This window comes from Phytohabitans sp. LZ39 (assembly GCF_059359075.1).
On sequence record NZ_JCADBM010000020.1, the window covers coordinates 80,451 to 93,978 of the forward strand.

Annotated in this window: 13 protein-coding genes; 8 read left to right on the plus strand and 5 right to left on the minus strand. The window is 72.3% G+C overall.

Translation table 11 applies throughout. The features are described 5' to 3' along the window. Positions 1 to 55: 55 nt before the first annotated feature. Positions 56 to 1,615, plus strand: a complete 1,560-nt coding sequence (locus AC5L36_RS32220) for a leucyl aminopeptidase (protein WP_441222534.1) — start codon at positions 56 to 58, stop codon at positions 1,613 to 1,615. Positions 1,616 to 1,625: 10 nt separating this feature from the next. Here the strand turns inward: AC5L36_RS32220 and AC5L36_RS32225 are convergent, their stop codons facing one another. Next, positions 1,626 to 1,958 carry a hypothetical protein gene (locus AC5L36_RS32225; RefSeq protein WP_441222535.1) on the minus strand — a complete coding sequence of 111 codons (333 nt, stop codon included), beginning with the start codon at positions 1,956 to 1,958 and terminating at the stop codon, positions 1,626 to 1,628. 164 nt (positions 1,959 to 2,122) lie between these two features. Here AC5L36_RS32225 and lpdA point away from each other — a divergent pair, with 164 nt between their 5' ends. The 3 genes from lpdA to AC5L36_RS32240 are packed head-to-tail and all read left to right on the plus strand — an operon-like array spanning position 2,123 to position 6,338. Then, the gene (gene lpdA / locus AC5L36_RS32230; RefSeq protein ID WP_441222536.1) at positions 2,123 to 3,502 is read left to right on the plus strand and encodes a dihydrolipoyl dehydrogenase; all 1,380 of its coding nucleotides are present in this window, start codon (positions 2,123 to 2,125) and stop codon (positions 3,500 to 3,502) included. Between the two features lie 39 nt (positions 3,503 to 3,541). Continuing rightward, on the plus strand, positions 3,542 to 5,428 hold the full coding sequence (sucB, locus tag AC5L36_RS32235) for a 2-oxoglutarate dehydrogenase, E2 component, dihydrolipoamide succinyltransferase (protein WP_441222537.1): 1,887 nt from the start codon (positions 3,542 to 3,544) through the stop codon (positions 5,426 to 5,428). A 7-nt stretch (positions 5,429 to 5,435) separates the two neighbouring features. Then, on the plus strand, positions 5,436 to 6,338 hold the full coding sequence (locus AC5L36_RS32240; RefSeq protein WP_441222538.1) for a TIGR01777 family oxidoreductase: 903 nt from the start codon (positions 5,436 to 5,438) through the stop codon (positions 6,336 to 6,338). Here AC5L36_RS32240 and AC5L36_RS32245 read toward each other — a convergent pair. From AC5L36_RS32245 to AC5L36_RS32255, 3 genes are read right to left on the minus strand one after another with little or no spacing between them, the layout of a single operon-like run. Beyond that, positions 6,280 to 7,254: an LLM class flavin-dependent oxidoreductase gene (locus AC5L36_RS32245; RefSeq protein WP_441222539.1), complete on the minus strand. Its 975-nt coding sequence runs from the start codon at positions 7,252 to 7,254 to the stop codon at positions 6,280 to 6,282. The genes AC5L36_RS32240 and AC5L36_RS32245 overlap by 59 nt on opposite strands. Then, entirely contained in the window at positions 7,244 to 7,636 is a 393-nt protein-coding gene (locus AC5L36_RS32250) for an SCO5389 family protein (protein ID WP_441222540.1), read from the minus strand. The genes AC5L36_RS32245 and AC5L36_RS32250 overlap by 11 nt, the downstream gene beginning before the upstream one ends. 57 nt (positions 7,637 to 7,693) lie before the next feature. Next, entirely contained in the window at positions 7,694 to 8,653 is a 960-nt protein-coding gene (locus tag AC5L36_RS32255) for an ATP-binding protein (RefSeq protein ID WP_441222541.1), read from the minus strand. Between the two features lie 186 nt (positions 8,654 to 8,839). On the opposite strand from AC5L36_RS32255, the gene AC5L36_RS32260 reads away from it, so the two are divergent. The 4 genes from AC5L36_RS32260 to AC5L36_RS32275 all read left to right on the plus strand — a co-directional run bounded on the left by AC5L36_RS32260 (position 8,840) and on the right by AC5L36_RS32275 (position 12,093). Then, the gene (locus AC5L36_RS32260; protein ID WP_441222648.1) at positions 8,840 to 10,615 is read left to right on the plus strand and encodes a DUF6311 domain-containing protein; all 1,776 of its coding nucleotides are present in this window, start codon (positions 8,840 to 8,842) and stop codon (positions 10,613 to 10,615) included. A gap of 114 nt (positions 10,616 to 10,729) precedes the next feature. Continuing rightward, complete coding sequence (locus tag AC5L36_RS32265) at positions 10,730 to 10,942, plus strand: hypothetical protein (protein ID WP_441222542.1); 213 nt, start codon at positions 10,730 to 10,732, stop codon at positions 10,940 to 10,942. A gap of 57 nt (positions 10,943 to 10,999) precedes the next feature. Next, positions 11,000 to 11,641 carry a lipoyl(octanoyl) transferase LipB gene (gene lipB / locus AC5L36_RS32270; protein ID WP_441222543.1) on the plus strand — a complete coding sequence of 214 codons (642 nt, stop codon included), beginning with the start codon at positions 11,000 to 11,002 and terminating at the stop codon, positions 11,639 to 11,641. A gap of 5 nt (positions 11,642 to 11,646) precedes the next feature. Beyond that, a complete protein-coding gene (locus AC5L36_RS32275; protein ID WP_441222544.1) occupies positions 11,647 to 12,093 on the plus strand; it encodes a cupin domain-containing protein in 447 nt (148 codons plus the stop codon). Between the two features lie 150 nt (positions 12,094 to 12,243). On the opposite strand, the gene aspS is transcribed toward AC5L36_RS32275, so the two are convergent. Next, positions 12,244 to 13,494, minus strand: coding sequence for an aspartate--tRNA(Asn) ligase (gene aspS, locus AC5L36_RS32280; RefSeq protein WP_441222545.1), 1,251 nt, complete (start codon positions 13,492 to 13,494; stop codon positions 12,244 to 12,246). Positions 13,495 to 13,528: the final 34 nt, after the last annotated feature.

The following is a 13,528-nucleotide window of genomic DNA, read 5'->3' on the forward strand; positions in this document are numbered from 1 at the left end:
TGTGGTTAGCATCGGCGGGACACCAGCCAGCGTCGAGACCCGCCGGAGCCGCCGAGTGACCTCCCCCATCCCGACCCTGAGCCTGGTCGACACCGATCCCGCCGAGCTCGCCGTCGATGCGATCGTGATCGGCGTGCACAGCGTGAACGGAGACGGGGACGGCGGCAGCCTCCTGCTGGCCAGCGGCGCGGAGAGCATCGTCGCGGCGTTCGACGGGCGGCTCACCGGCACGCTCGCGCTGCTCGGCGCCACCGGCGCGCCCGGCGAGGTGACCAAGCTGGCCACCCTCGGCACGATCACCGCACCGGTCGTCGCGGCCGTGGGCCTCGGCCCGGAGCCGACCGGCGCCGCCCCACCGCCGGAGACGCTGCGGCGGGCCAGCGGCGCCTCGATCCGCGCGCTCGCCGGCGCCGGCACGGTCGCGCTCAGCCTCCCGCTCCCCGACGACGAGGACGCGCCCGCCGCGTTGCGCGCCGTCGCCGAGGGCGCGCTGCTGGGTGCCTACCGGTTCACCGGGTACAAGACGAAGCCCCAGCCGGGCCGCCGGGCACCCGTGGGCGCGGTGGTGGTGCACGTGCCCGACGCGGCGGAGCCGGCCGCCGAGGCGGAGATCACCCGCGCCGGGGTGGTGGCGCGGGCGGTCGCGCAGGCCCGCGACTGGGTCAACACCCCGCCGAACGAGCTGCGCCCACCCCAGTTCGCCGACGCGGTGGCGGCCGCCGCGGGCGAGGCCGGGCTGGCGGTCGAGGTGCTCGACGAGGAGGCGCTGCGCGAGGGCGGCTACGGCGGCATCCTCGCGGTGGGGCTCGGCTCGTCGGCACCGCCGCGGATGGTGCGCCTGTCGTACACGCCATCGTCGTCCGGCGACGCGCCCCGCCGGGTGGCGCTCGTGGGCAAGGGCATCACGTTCGACACCGGCGGCTTCTCCATCAAACCGGCGCAGGGCATGTGGGAGATGAAGTCCGACATGGCCGGCGCGGCCGCGGTCACCGCCGTGATGCTCGCGGTAGCCGCGCTCAAGCCATCGGTGGCGGTCACCGCGTACGTGCCGATGGCCGAAAACATGGCCTCCGCGACCGCGTACCGCCCCGGCGACGTGGTCACGATGCGCAACGGCAAGCGCGTCGAGGTCCTCAACACCGACGCCGAGGGCCGCATGATCCTCGGCGACGCGATGGCCCGCGCCTGCGAAGACGGCTGCGACTACCTCTTCGAGACGTCCACGCTGACCGGCGGCCAGGTGGTCGCGCTGGGCAAGCGCGTTGCCGGCGTGATGGGCACCGCCGACCTGTGCGAGCGGGTCAAGGCCGCCGGCGAGCAGGTCGGCGAGCCCGCGTGGCCGATGCCGCTGCCCGAAGACGTCCGCAAGGGCATGGACTCCGAGGTCGCCGACATCTCGCAGGTCAACGCCGGCATGGACCGCGCCGGCCACATGCTCCAGGGCGGCGTGTTCCTGCGCGAGTTCGTCGCCGACGACGTGCCGTGGGCCCACATCGACATCGCCGGCCCCAGCTACCACTCCGGCGAGCCGACGGGCTACTGGGCCAAGGGCGGCACCGGCGTACCGGTCCGCACCCTGCTGACGCTGATCGACGAGATCGCCACCGCCGGCTGACCGGAGCCGGCTAGACCGCGCCCCCGGCGGCCTTCTTGCGGCGCTCGTTGTAGTCGCGCATGCGCTGGGGATAGCCGACCAGCGCGACGTCGTAGATCGGGATCGCCAGCCGGTGGGCGAACCGCCGCGCCCCCTCCGGGCTGTCGATGCGCCGCCGGGTCCATTCACCGTCGTGGGCGATGAGGAGCACGGTCGTCTCGGTCACCGTGGTGCGTGGCTCGATGAAAGCCTCCACCCCACGCCGCGACCGGACAAACTCCTCAAGGTGCTCCAGATCGGCACGATTCGCCCCGCGATGACCCGGCGCGCCGCCCGAATCCTTGCGCCGACGAAACCAGGCCACCGGCTTTCTCCTTCCGCGCCCCGTCGATGAATGCGGCAAGCGTACGTCCCGGGGACGTGTCGTTGGGCACCTCGGTGACGCGTGACGGCCCCGCAAGTGACAAGATGGCCGGGGGATTTCACAGCGTAGACCCGCGTAGCAACGATGCGACCTGGGAGTTGAATATGAGCGGCGAGACCTTCGACGTAGTCATTCTCGGAGGCGGCAGCGGCGGTTATGCCACAGCCCTGCGAGCCGCACAACTAGACCTTTCGGTCGTTCTTGTCGAAAAGGACAAGCTCGGGGGCACCTGTCTGCACCGCGGCTGCATCCCCACCAAGGCGTTGCTCCACGCCGGCGAGGTCGCCGACCAGACCCGCGAGTCCGACGCGTTCGGCATCAAGGCCGAGCTGATCGGCGTCGACATGGCGGGGGTCAACGCGTACAAGGACGGCGTCGTCGCCAAGCTCTACAAAGGCCTACAGGGCCTGGTCAAGGCTGCCAAGATCACGTATGTCGAGGGCGCCGGCCGCCTCGTCGCGCCGGACACCGTGGAGGTCGACGGCACCCGCTACACGGGGCGCAACGTCGTGCTGGCCACCGGCTCCTACTCGCGGACGCTTCCCGGCCTCGAGCTGGACGGCAAGCGGGTCATCTCCAGCGAGCACGCGCTCAACCTCGACCGGGTCCCCGCCTCCGCGATCGTGCTGGGCGGCGGCGTGATCGGCGTCGAGTTCGCCAGCGCGTGGCGCTCGCTCGGCAGCGAGGTCACTATCGTCGAGGCGCTGCCCCGGCTTGTCGCCGCCGAAGACGAAGAGGTGTCGAAGGCGGTCGAGCGGGCGTTCCGCAAGCGCGGCATCGGCTTCAAGACCGGCAAGCCGTTCGAGAAGGTCGAGCAGACCGAGGGCGGCGTGCGGGTGACGATCGCCGGCGGCGAGACGCTCGAGGCCGAGCTGCTGCTCGTCGCGGTCGGGCGCGGCCCCACGACAGACGGCCTCGGCTACGAGGAGCAGGGCGTGAAGATGGAGCGCGGCTTCGTCCTCACCGACGAGCGCCTGCGCACCAGCGTCCCCAACGTCTTCGCGGTCGGTGACATCGTGCCCGGCCTCCAGCTCGCCCACCGCGGCTTCCAGCAGGGCATCTTCGTGGCCGAGGAGATCGCGGGCCAGCACCCGGCGCCGATCGACGAGGCCGGCATCCCGCGCGTCACCTACTCCGACCCCGAGGTCGCCTCCATGGGCCTGACCGAGGCGAAGGCCAAGGAGAAGTACGGCGCCGACAAGGTCCAGGCGTACAACTACAACCTCGGCGGCAATGGCAAGAGCCAGATCCTGCGCACCCAGGGCTTCGTCAAGCTGGTCCGGGTGGCGGACGGCCCCGTGGTCGGCGTGCACATGGTCGGCGCCCGGGTCGGTGAGCTGGTCGGCGAGGCGCAGCTCATCTACAACTGGGAGGCCTACCCGGCGGAGGTCGCCCAGCTCGTACACGCACACCCCACGCAGAACGAGGCGCTCGGCGAGGCCCACCTCGCGCTCGCGGGCAAGCCCCTGCACGCACACGCCTGATCAGAGTTTCCCGCGGAGCCTTTGAAGGAGTCTGGAAAGATGCCGGTATCCGTCCCCATGCCCCGCCTGGGCGAGAGCGTCACCGAGGGCACCGTCACTCGCTGGCTTAAGCAGGAGGGCGACCGCGTCGAGGTCGACGAGCCGCTGCTCGAGGTCTCCACCGACAAGGTCGACACCGAGATCCCGTCGCCCGCCGCCGGCGTGCTGACCCGGATCGTCGTGCAGGAGGACGAGACCGCCGAGGTCGGCGCCGAGCTGGCCGTCATCTCCGGCGACGAGGAGGGCGGCGGCGAGAGCGGCGGCGGCGGTGAGAGCGACGGCGGCGGTGAGAGCGGCGGCGCCGCTCCCGAGCAGGCCGCCGCGGAGGCCAAGGAGGACCAGGGCCAGCAGGAGGCCGCCTCCGCCGAAAAGACCACCCCGGCGGAGGAAAACGAGCCCGCACCCGCCCAGGCCGAGGCCGCCCCGCCGCAGGAGCAGCCGACCGACCAGGACGAGACGCCCGCGCAGAGCAGCGGCGGCGGCCAGGCCGGATCGAGTGGCGGCACCACCGTCGTGAAGATGCCGGCGCTCGGCGAGAGCGTCACCGAGGGCACGGTTACCCGCTGGCTCAAGCAGGTCGGCGAAAACGTCGACCTCGACGAGCCGCTGCTCGAGGTCTCCACCGACAAGGTCGACACGGAGATCCCGTCGCCGGCCGCCGGCACGCTCCTGGAGATCAAGGTCCAGCAGGACGAGACCGCCGACGTCGGCGCGGAGCTCGCCGTGATCGGCTCGGCCGGTGTGCCGGCGGAGGGCCACGCGACCGAGTCGGCCCCCGCACCGGCCGCCGAGGCGACGAAGGCTCCCGAGCCGCAGCGCGCTCCTGAGCCCGCCCGCGAGCCGGCACCGGCGCAGGCCCAGCAGGCGCCCGCGCCACAAGCGCCCGCCCAGCCGCAGCCGAGCGGCGCGGGAGCCCGCACCGCGCAGGCCAACGGCGGCGACACCGCGTACGTCACGCCGCTGGTGCGCAAGCTCGCCAGCGAGCACAACGTCGACCTCGCCTCGCTCAGCGGCACCGGCGTCGGCGGCCGCATCCGCAAGCAGGATGTGCTGGAGGCGGCGGAGAAGGCGAAGGCGGCCGCCGCGGCGCCGGCCCCCGCACCGGCACAGGCGCAGCCGCGGCAGGAGAAGGCGGCGCCCGCCAAGAGCGAGCCGAGCCCGCTGCGCGGCCGCACCGAAAAGCTGACCCGCACCCGCATCTCGATCGCCAAGCGGATGTACGAGTCGCTCCAGTCCTCGGCACAGCTCACCACCGTGGTCGAGGTCGACGTCACGAAGATCGCCCGGCTGCGCCAGCAGGCCAAGGGCAACTTCCAGCAGCAGCACGGCGTCAAGCTGTCGTTCCTGCCGTTCTTCGCGGTGGCCGCGGTCGAGGCGCTGGGTCGGTTCCCGATCGTCAACGCCTCGATCGACCTCGACGGCGGCACGGTCACCTACCCCGACGGCGAGCACCTGGGCATCGCGGTCGACACCGAGCGTGGCCTGCTGGTGCCGGTGATCCGCGACGCGGGCGACCTCAACCTCGCGGGTCTGGCCCGGCGCATCGCCGACCTGGCCGAGCGCACACGTACCAACAAGATCAGCCCGGACGAGATCTCCGGCGCCACCTTCACGATCACCAACACCGGCAGCCGCGGCGCCCTCTTCGACACCCCGATCGTGCCGAAGCCGCAGTCCGCGATCCTCGGCACCGGCGCGGTGGTCAAGCGGGCGGTTGTGGTCGACGACCCCGACCTCGGCGAGGTCATCACGCCACGCTCGATGTGCTACCTCGCGCTGTCGTACGACCACCGGATCATCGACGGCGCCGACGCGGCCCGCTTCCTCGGCGCGGTCAAGGAGCGGCTGGAGGGCGGCCACTTCGAGGCCGACCTCGGTTTGGCCTGACCCGCTCATGCGGGTTTTGATCTCGGGGGCGTCCGGCTTCCTCGGGAGGCGCTTGACCCGGTGGCTCACCGAAAACGGCCACCAGGTCACGCGGCTCGTGCGGCGGCCGGACGCCGGCCCTGGCGAGATCTCGTGGGATCCCGCCAGCGGCATGCTCGATCGCGCCGCGCTCGCGCCACACGACGCGGTGGTCAACCTGTCCGGCGCCAACATCGGCGACCACCGGTGGACCGACCGCTACAAGCAGGTGCTGATCTCCAGCCGGGTCGACTCCACCGGCACGCTCGCCCGCACGCTGGCCGCGCTGCCCGCCGGTGAGCGGCCGGGCACGCTCGTCAACGCCGGCGGCATCAACTGGTACGGCGACACCGGCGACACCACCGTCGACGAGCAGTCGCCGCCCGGCACCGGCTTTCTCGCCGACCTCTGCAAGCTGTGGGAGGCGGCGACGGCGCCGGCCGAGGAGGCGGGCGTGCGGGTGGTGCGCCTGCGCAGCGGCACACCCCTGCACCGCGACGGCGGCTACCTCAAGCCGCAGATGCTCCCCTTCCGCCTGGGTGTCGGCGGCAAGCTCGGCAACGGCCGGCAGTGGATGCCGTGGGTGTCGATGGTCGACTGGCTGCTGGCCGTCTCGTTCGTGCTCGACCACGACGGCGTCGCCGGCCCGGTCAATGTGATCTCGCCCGAGCAGGTGCGAAACGCCGAGTTCACCAAGGAGTTCGGGGCGGCGCTGCACCGGCCGGTCATCATGCCGATCCCGGCGTTCGCGCTGCGGGTGGCGCTCGGCGGGCTGAGCACCGAGGCGCTGGCGAGCATCCGGGCCTACCCAAGCGTGCTGCTCGACGCGGGATTCACGTTTCGGCAGCCGGGCGTGCGAGCGGCGCTCGAGGCCGCGCTGCACGACCGCTGAGGCGCGGTAACACCTCCGCGCCCAACGCCACGACCAGCTCCAGCGTGGCCGCCCGGTCGCCGGCCGCTTCCACCATCAGCAGTACCCGGGACGCGCCCGTGGCCAGCAGCTCGTCCGCGACATCCGCCGGTGTCCCGATCGGGCTTGTGCGGATCAGGTGCTCGGCGTACGCGTCGGTGTCGCGGGGCGGCGCGCCGTCGAGGCGCACGTACCCCCGGGTGGTGGCGAGCCACGGCCGCAACGTGCGCCGGAGCCGGCCCTCGGCGGCGGCCCGGCTGTCTCCCAGCGCCACCAGGCGGGCGACCGCGTGCTCCACATCGGACCGTCCGTATCGGGCGAGCAGCGGGGCCGGGTCGTCGTGCACGCCGAGCAGCATCGGCAGCCCTCGCGCGGCCGCGATGTCCACCGTCGACGGCGAGGTGGCGGCCACCCACACCGGCAGCGGGCGGGCCGGCCGCGGCACGACGGCCACCTCCCGGAACGCGAAGTGCCGCCCGGCCGCGGTCACCGTGGCACGGCCGGACACCCAGTCGAGCAGCACGTCGAGCGACTCGGCGAAGCCGTGCTCGTAGCGGGCCAGCCCGGTGCCGAAGACCTCCAGGTCGACCCAGGGGCCACCGCGCCCGACGCCGAGCCGGAAACGGCCGCCGGACGCCTCGTCGAGCAGCGCCGCCTCCTCGCCCAGCGCGACCGGGTGGCGGTTAGAAAGCACGCACGCGGCGGTGCCCACGGTCAGCCGGCTCGTGCGGCCCAGGATCAGGCCGGCCAGCGCGATGGCCGAGGGGCAGCGCCCGTACTCGATGAAGTGGTGCTCGGCGAGCCAGACCCCGGCGAACCCGGCGGCCTCCGCGGCGACCGCGTACTCCACGGTCGCCGCGGCCCCATGCGCCGAGAGCAGGAAGAGGTCAGCAGTCACGCAGCTCGGGCGACTGGTTGCGGATCTGCGCCACCGGCGAGATGAAATCCTGGTACGTCTCGCCACCGACCGCGGACAGCTTGAACGCGGCCACCCGGTGGCAGTTCTGGAACGCCAGCTTCACGCCGAAGTGCCGCTCCAGCCCACCCCGGATCGCGTCGCTGGCGAGCGCGCGCAGCAGCTGGCCGCGCTCCTTCTCGCTCGGCGGCGGCACGGCGTGGTCGGCGAACTCGTCGACCGTCGCGGCCGAGCGGGCGGCGACGTCCGAGACGACCGCCCAGGCGTACGGCAGCGACTCGCGCACGCAGGCGACGAACTCGGCGTCGTCGACCTGACCGCTCTCGGCGCGCTCCAGCAGGGCGGCGGGTACGTCGAGGGACATTCTTTCTCCTTACTGTCCTGGGCGCGGCGTTCGCGTCGCGAACGGCCCCGCCCGAGCTCAGTGGACCAGCGTCTGTGGCCCGAGCACGAAATCCGGGTCGACCTGGTCGGCGAGGTCTTCGCCCACCTTGTCGTTGGCCCAGGCGGTGGCGTTGCGCAGGTGAAACTCCACCGCCTGCCGGGTGTAGGTGGCCCAGTCCTTCGCACAAGCATCGACGGCTTTACGCATCGCGTCCAGAGCGTCACGGGTAGCGATCTCCAGCGCGGAGAGCGGCTGCGGGCGCCCCCGCTCGGCCGCCTTCACGTACGCCGAGCGCCCCACCCAGGTCAGCAGGTCGTCGCCGGCGTGCTCGCGGAGGAAGTCCACATCGGACTCGTCGTCGACCTTGTTGCCCACCACGTACACCCGGACGCCGAAGTCGCGCGCGTAGCCCACATACTGCCGGTAGACGCCCACGCTGCGCAGCGTCGGCTCGCACACCAGGAACGTCGCGTCGAAGCGGGTGAACAGCCCGGACGCGAACGAGTCGGCGCCGGCGGTCATGTCCACCACCACGTACTCCCCCGGGCCGTCGACCAGGTGGTTGAGCAGCAGCTCGACCGCGCCGACCTTGGAGTGATAGCAGGCCACGCCGAGATCCTCGGTCGCGAACGGCCCGGTGACCGCGAGCCGGATGCCGCCGACCTCGCGCACGAGCGCGTCGTAGATCGGGTTGGCCCCGGTGATCGAGAGCAGCCGCGAACCCCGCCCCGGCGGGGTGGTCTTGACCATGGCCGCGGCCGAGGAGATCCGGGGGTTGCTCCCGCGCAGGTGCTCCTTGATGTCGGCCAGGTGGTCACCGAGCGCGGGCAGCAGCACGGCCTCGTCCTCGGCGGCGCCGAGCGCGGCGGCCAGGTGCTGGTTGATGTCCGCGTCGACGGCGAGCAGCGGCGCGCCGCTGCCGGCCAGGTGGCGGGCCAGGAGGGCGGCCAGCGTGGTCTTGCCGCTGCCACCCTTCCCGACAAGAGCGATTTTCACGGTACGGGCTCCTTGGGCTGTCGTCTCTTGCTCGTATTGGATGTCATTTCCAATAGCAGCGCAAGCACTTTCGGGCGTGTCGGCATATCGAACCTTTTCACCGCCCAGTTACGGTCCGTCCCGACGCGCGGGCGCCGCGCGGTTCAGGTTGAAAAAAGTTCGTTGGTAGGGTTGCGGGCCGTGACGATGACCGAGCCCGTGGCCGCGCCCGCCGACCCGCCGGCCACCTCACGCCGCCGGCCGGACCTCGCCGTCGCGGCGCTCTCGCTGGGGCTCGCCGTGCTCGTCACCGCCGGCCTGTGGGCCGATCCCAACCACCGCACGATCAAGGTCAACTCCAGCGACCAGGCGCTCTTCGAGTGGCTCCTCGCGTTCGGGGCGCACGCACTCACCCACGCGGAAAACCCGCTCTTCACCCACCTGATGAACGTCCCCGACGGGGTGAACCTCGCGGTCAACACCTCGATCACCGTGTACGCGGTGCTCTTCGCCCCGGTCACGCTGCTCGCCGGTCCACAGTGGTCGTTCGTCGTGATCCTCACGCTCAACCTGGCCGCGACCGCGTTCGCCTGGTACCTGCTGCTCTCCCGCGCGTTCCGCCTACCGGTCCTCGCGGCGGCGGTCGGCGGCGTCTTCTGCGGCTTCGCGCCCGGCATGGTCTCGCACGCCAACGCCCACCTCAACTGGACCGCCGGCTGGCTGGTGCCGCTGCTGGTGTGGCGGGTGTTCGCGCTCCGCGAGCCGGGCCGCTGGCGCCGCAACGGGCTGATCCTCGGCGTGTTCGTGGCGATCGCGTTCTCCATCGCGGCCGAGGGGCTCTTCTTCACCGCCCTGGCCTGCGGCGTGTTCCTCGGCGTGTGGGCGCTCTCTCGCCGTGCCGAGGCGCGCGCGGCCCTGCCGCCGTTCCTCCGCGGTCTGGCGGTCGCCGGCGGCACGGCCCTGGTCCTGCTCTCGTACCCGCTGTGGCTGCACTTCTTCGGCCCGCAGCGCTTCCACGGCACGGGCTTCGACCCGAAGGTGCACAACGAAGACCTCGCCGCGTTCGCCGCTTTCCCGGAGCGCTCGCTCGCCGGCGTGGCCGGCCTTGGCACGGGCCTCGCGCCCAACCCCACCGAGGAAAACTCGTTCTTCGGCCTCCCCCTGCTCCTGCTCGCGATCGCCTGCTTCGTGCTGCTATGGCGGCGCGCCGAGGCGGGCCGGCGGGCGGTGCTGCGCGCGCTCGCGGTCACCGCCGGGGTGTTCTTCGTGCTGTCACTCGGGCCGGAGCTCAAGGTCGACGAGCGGCTGACCGGCATCCCGCTGCCGTACGCCGCGCTGGGTTCCCTGCCGGTCTTCAACGCCGCGCTACCCGCCCGCCTGGCGCTCGTGGTGATCCCGCTGATCGGCGTGGTCCTCGCCTACGCGCTGGCCGCCCTCGGCCCGCGGCCCGCGCCGGCCTGGCTCGGCGCCTTCGCCGTCGCGCTGTTGCCGCTCGTACCGGTGCCGCTGCACACCTCGGTGTACGAGCCGGTCCCCCGCTTCGTCACGTCCGGCACCTGGCGGGAGTACGTGAGCGACGGCGGTGTGCTCGCCCCCCTGCCGCCCACCTCCGACGTGCTGCCGGACGGGCAGCGCTGGCAGACGTACGCGTTGGCGCACCGGCAGGGCGAGTTTCGCATCCCGGCCGGCTTCTTCCTCGGCCCCGGCGGCCCGGACGGCAAGGGCCGGATCGGGCCGGTCCCCCGCCCGTCGGCCGACCTGCTCTTCGAGGTCGCGCGCACCGGCGTGGTGCCGCCGATCACCGACGCCGACCGGGCGGCCGCGCGCGAGGACCTGCGCTACTGGGGCGCGGAGGCCGTCGTGCTCGCCGATCACGTACACGGCGCGAAGTTTCCGGCCCACCCGGAAGCGTTGCTACGCGCCACGACCGAGCTGCTCGGCCCCCCGCAGCGGGTCGAGGATGTGTGGCTCTGGCGCGCCTGAAGCGCCCCACGGATCCGAATCGTCGCCAGCTACGAATCCGGGCTGGCGCACTATCACCAATCCATCGAGAAGAGGCAGCATCAGCTCGGACGACTCGACGAAAAGGTGGGGCTCGTGAGTCCTTGGGACAACATCGACCGGCACCTGAAGGAGATGCACGACTTCCTGATCAACGATCGGGCGAAAGTCGTCGCCCAGGCCCAGCGCGAGGCTGACGAGGCCAAGGCACGTGGCGAGGAGCAGTGGAGCCAGCTCCTTCAGGAGCGTGCGGACGAGCTCCGGTCATTCCGCTTCCATTGGGAGCGGGAGGAGGCGGCCGCGGCCTGAAGGGTGACGTGAGCGACACCCGGTGATCGGGCCCCTACCCGGGTTTAGGCTGGGTGGGTGACTAGTGCACTCACCCGGCTGCGCCACCGAAACCTCGGCCGCGTCGACTACCTCGCGGCGTGGGATGAGCAGCGGCGGCTGCACGAGGCCGTTGTCGCCGGCGCCGAGCCCGACACCGTGCTCCTGCTGGAGCACCCCAGCGTCTACACGGCCGGCAAGCGCACCGAGCCGCTCGACCGCCCGATGGACGGCACGCCGGTCATCGACGTCGACCGCGGCGGCAAGATCACTTGGCACGGGCCCGGCCAGGTGGTGGGCTACCCGATCCTCAAGCTGCCCGACCCGATCGACGTCGTGGCCTACGTGCGCCGCACCGAGCAGCTGCTCATCGACGTGTGCGCCGAGTTCGGCCTGGCCACGACACGGATCGAGGGGCGCAGCGGCGCCTGGGTGCCCGCCGACGACCGCGGTCCCGACCGCAAGGTGGGCGCGATCGGCATCCGCGTCTCGCAGGGCGTGACCCAGCACGGCTTCGCGCTCAACTGCGACTGCGACCTGTCCGTCTACGACCGCATCGTCCCGTGCGGCATCCGCGACGCGGCCGTCAGCTCCCTCAGCGCCGAGCTCGGCCGGCAGATCACAGTCGCCGACGTGTTCCCGGTGGTCGAGCGCCACCTGGGCACACTGCTCGCCGGGTAGGCGCCTTGTCCGTTCACGGGCTGGTCGTACGGCCCGGCGAGGGGCGCACGTTCGCGTACGCGGGGCAGCCGATGCGCGTGCTCGCCGAGACGCAGGGCTTCGCGGTCGTCGAGATGACCGTGCCGCCCCGATTCGCCGGCCCGCTGCCACACCGCCACCACGGCTTTGACGAGGGCATCCACGTGCTCAGCGGCATGCTCCTGCTGACGTACGGCACGGACGACCCGGTCGAGGCGCCAGCCGGGTCGTTCTGCCTCGCGCCGCGTGGCGTGCGCCACACCTTCGCCAACCCGACCGACGAGCCGGCCCAGGTGCTCGGACTCTGGTCCCCCGGCCCGGCCGGCCTCGCGTTCATGGCGGACGTCGGCGCGGTAATCCCCCCAGGCGGCGCCCCCGACCCGGCCGCGGTAGCCGCCGTCTACGCCGCCCACGACAGCGACCTGCTGCCCTAGGGCCTGTATCGGCTACCGCGATTTCCGCTGTGGTCCGGACCGCTGCTCCCGCACGCCTTACCGGCCCGGGAGGCTGTCGAGCCGCTCGCACAAACGGGGCAGCTCGACAGCCAGGGGTGACCGCACCCCACAGCGGACCCGGCGAGGGCCCTAGGGAGTCAGTCGGTGGCGGTCGCGCGGGAAGGCGGTCACCTCGCGCACGTTGCCCGCACCGGTGAGCCGGGCCACGAAACGCTCCAACCCGATCGCGAACCCACCATGTGGCGGCATCCCGTGCCGAAACGCCTCCACATAGGACTCGTACGGCGTGAGCGGCTCGCCCCGCGCGGCCAGCGCCGCCACATAGTCCTCGTACCGGTGCAGCCGCTGCCCGCCGGTGACCAGCTCCACACCCCGGAAGATGAGGTCGAAGCCGTTCGTGTAGCCGGGGCGGCCGGGGTCGGGGTGGGTGTAGAAGGGGCGCTTGGCCATCGGATAGCCGGTGACGAAGACGAAGTCCGAACCGTGCTCGCGTAGCGCCCACTCCCCGACCGCCCGCTCGTGCGCCGGCGCTAGGTCCGGCTCGTCCGGTGCGGCGCCGGCGATCTTCAGCGCCTCCGTGAAGTGCAGCGCCGGCAACTCGGCCGGCAGCACGGCGGGCAGCCCGGTCGCCGCGACCATGCCGCGGATCACCTCGGTGAGCACGGCCATGACGTCGCGATGGTCCTCGACGAAGCCGAGCTCGACGTCCAGCGACGTGAACTGCGCCAGATGCCGCCCCGTCTCGTGCGGCTCGGCGCGGAAGGCCGGGCCCACCTCGTACACCCGCTCGAAGACGCCGACCATCATCTGCTTGTAGAACTGGGGCGACTGGGACAGGAACGCGGGCCGTCCAAAGTAGTCGATCGCGAAGACGTTCGCCCCGCTCTCGGTCGAGCTGGCCACGATCTTCGGCGTGTGCACCTCCACGAAGCCCAAGCCGTCCAGTGTGGACCGGAAGCCGGCCGCGGCCGCCGCCGACAGGCGCAGCGCCGACGCCCGCGTGGGGTGGCGCAAGGAGAGCGACGCGTGGTCGAGCTGGGTCGGCAGCGTCGCCGCCAGCTCCGGCCGGAAGAGGTCGAACGGTGGCGGCTCGGCGGGCGCGCCCAGCACCCGTACCAGAGGCTCGACAACCTCGACCCCGGCGGGCGCGGCGGTGTTCGCGACGGCCTTGCCGGTGACCTCGACGGCGGTCTCCTCCCCCACGGCCTCGATCTGGGCGCGGACGCCGGGGTCGGTGACCACGACCTGGCTGAGCCCGGCGCGGTCCCGGACGATGAGGAAAGCCACCGACTTCAGCAGCCGGCGGCGGTGTACCCAGCCCGCGACCCGTACGGCCGAGCCGATGTGGGCATGGATCTGGGTGGAAAGGATGCGTTGCATGCGGCACCTCCTCGTCAATCGCGCAACGCGATCC

Bases quoted from the DNA above. Each gene is read 5' to 3' on its own strand.
- sucB (WP_441222537.1), top strand. From the start codon at position 3,542: ATGCCGGTATCCGTCCCCATGCCCCGCCTGGGCGAGAGCGTCACCGAG.
- lpdA (WP_441222536.1), top strand. From the start codon at position 2,123: ATGAGCGGCGAGACCTTCGACGTAGTCATTCTCGGAGGCGGCAGCGGC.
- AC5L36_RS32250 (WP_441222540.1), bottom strand. From the start codon at position 7,636: ATGTCCCTCGACGTACCCGCCGCCCTGCTGGAGCGCGCCGAGAGCGGT.
- aspS (WP_441222545.1), bottom strand. From the start codon at position 13,494: ATGCAACGCATCCTTTCCACCCAGATCCATGCCCACATCGGCTCGGCC.
- AC5L36_RS32240 (WP_441222538.1), top strand. From the start codon at position 5,436: ATGCGGGTTTTGATCTCGGGGGCGTCCGGCTTCCTCGGGAGGCGCTTG.
- AC5L36_RS32260 (WP_441222648.1), top strand. From the start codon at position 8,840: ATGACCGAGCCCGTGGCCGCGCCCGCCGACCCGCCGGCCACCTCACGC.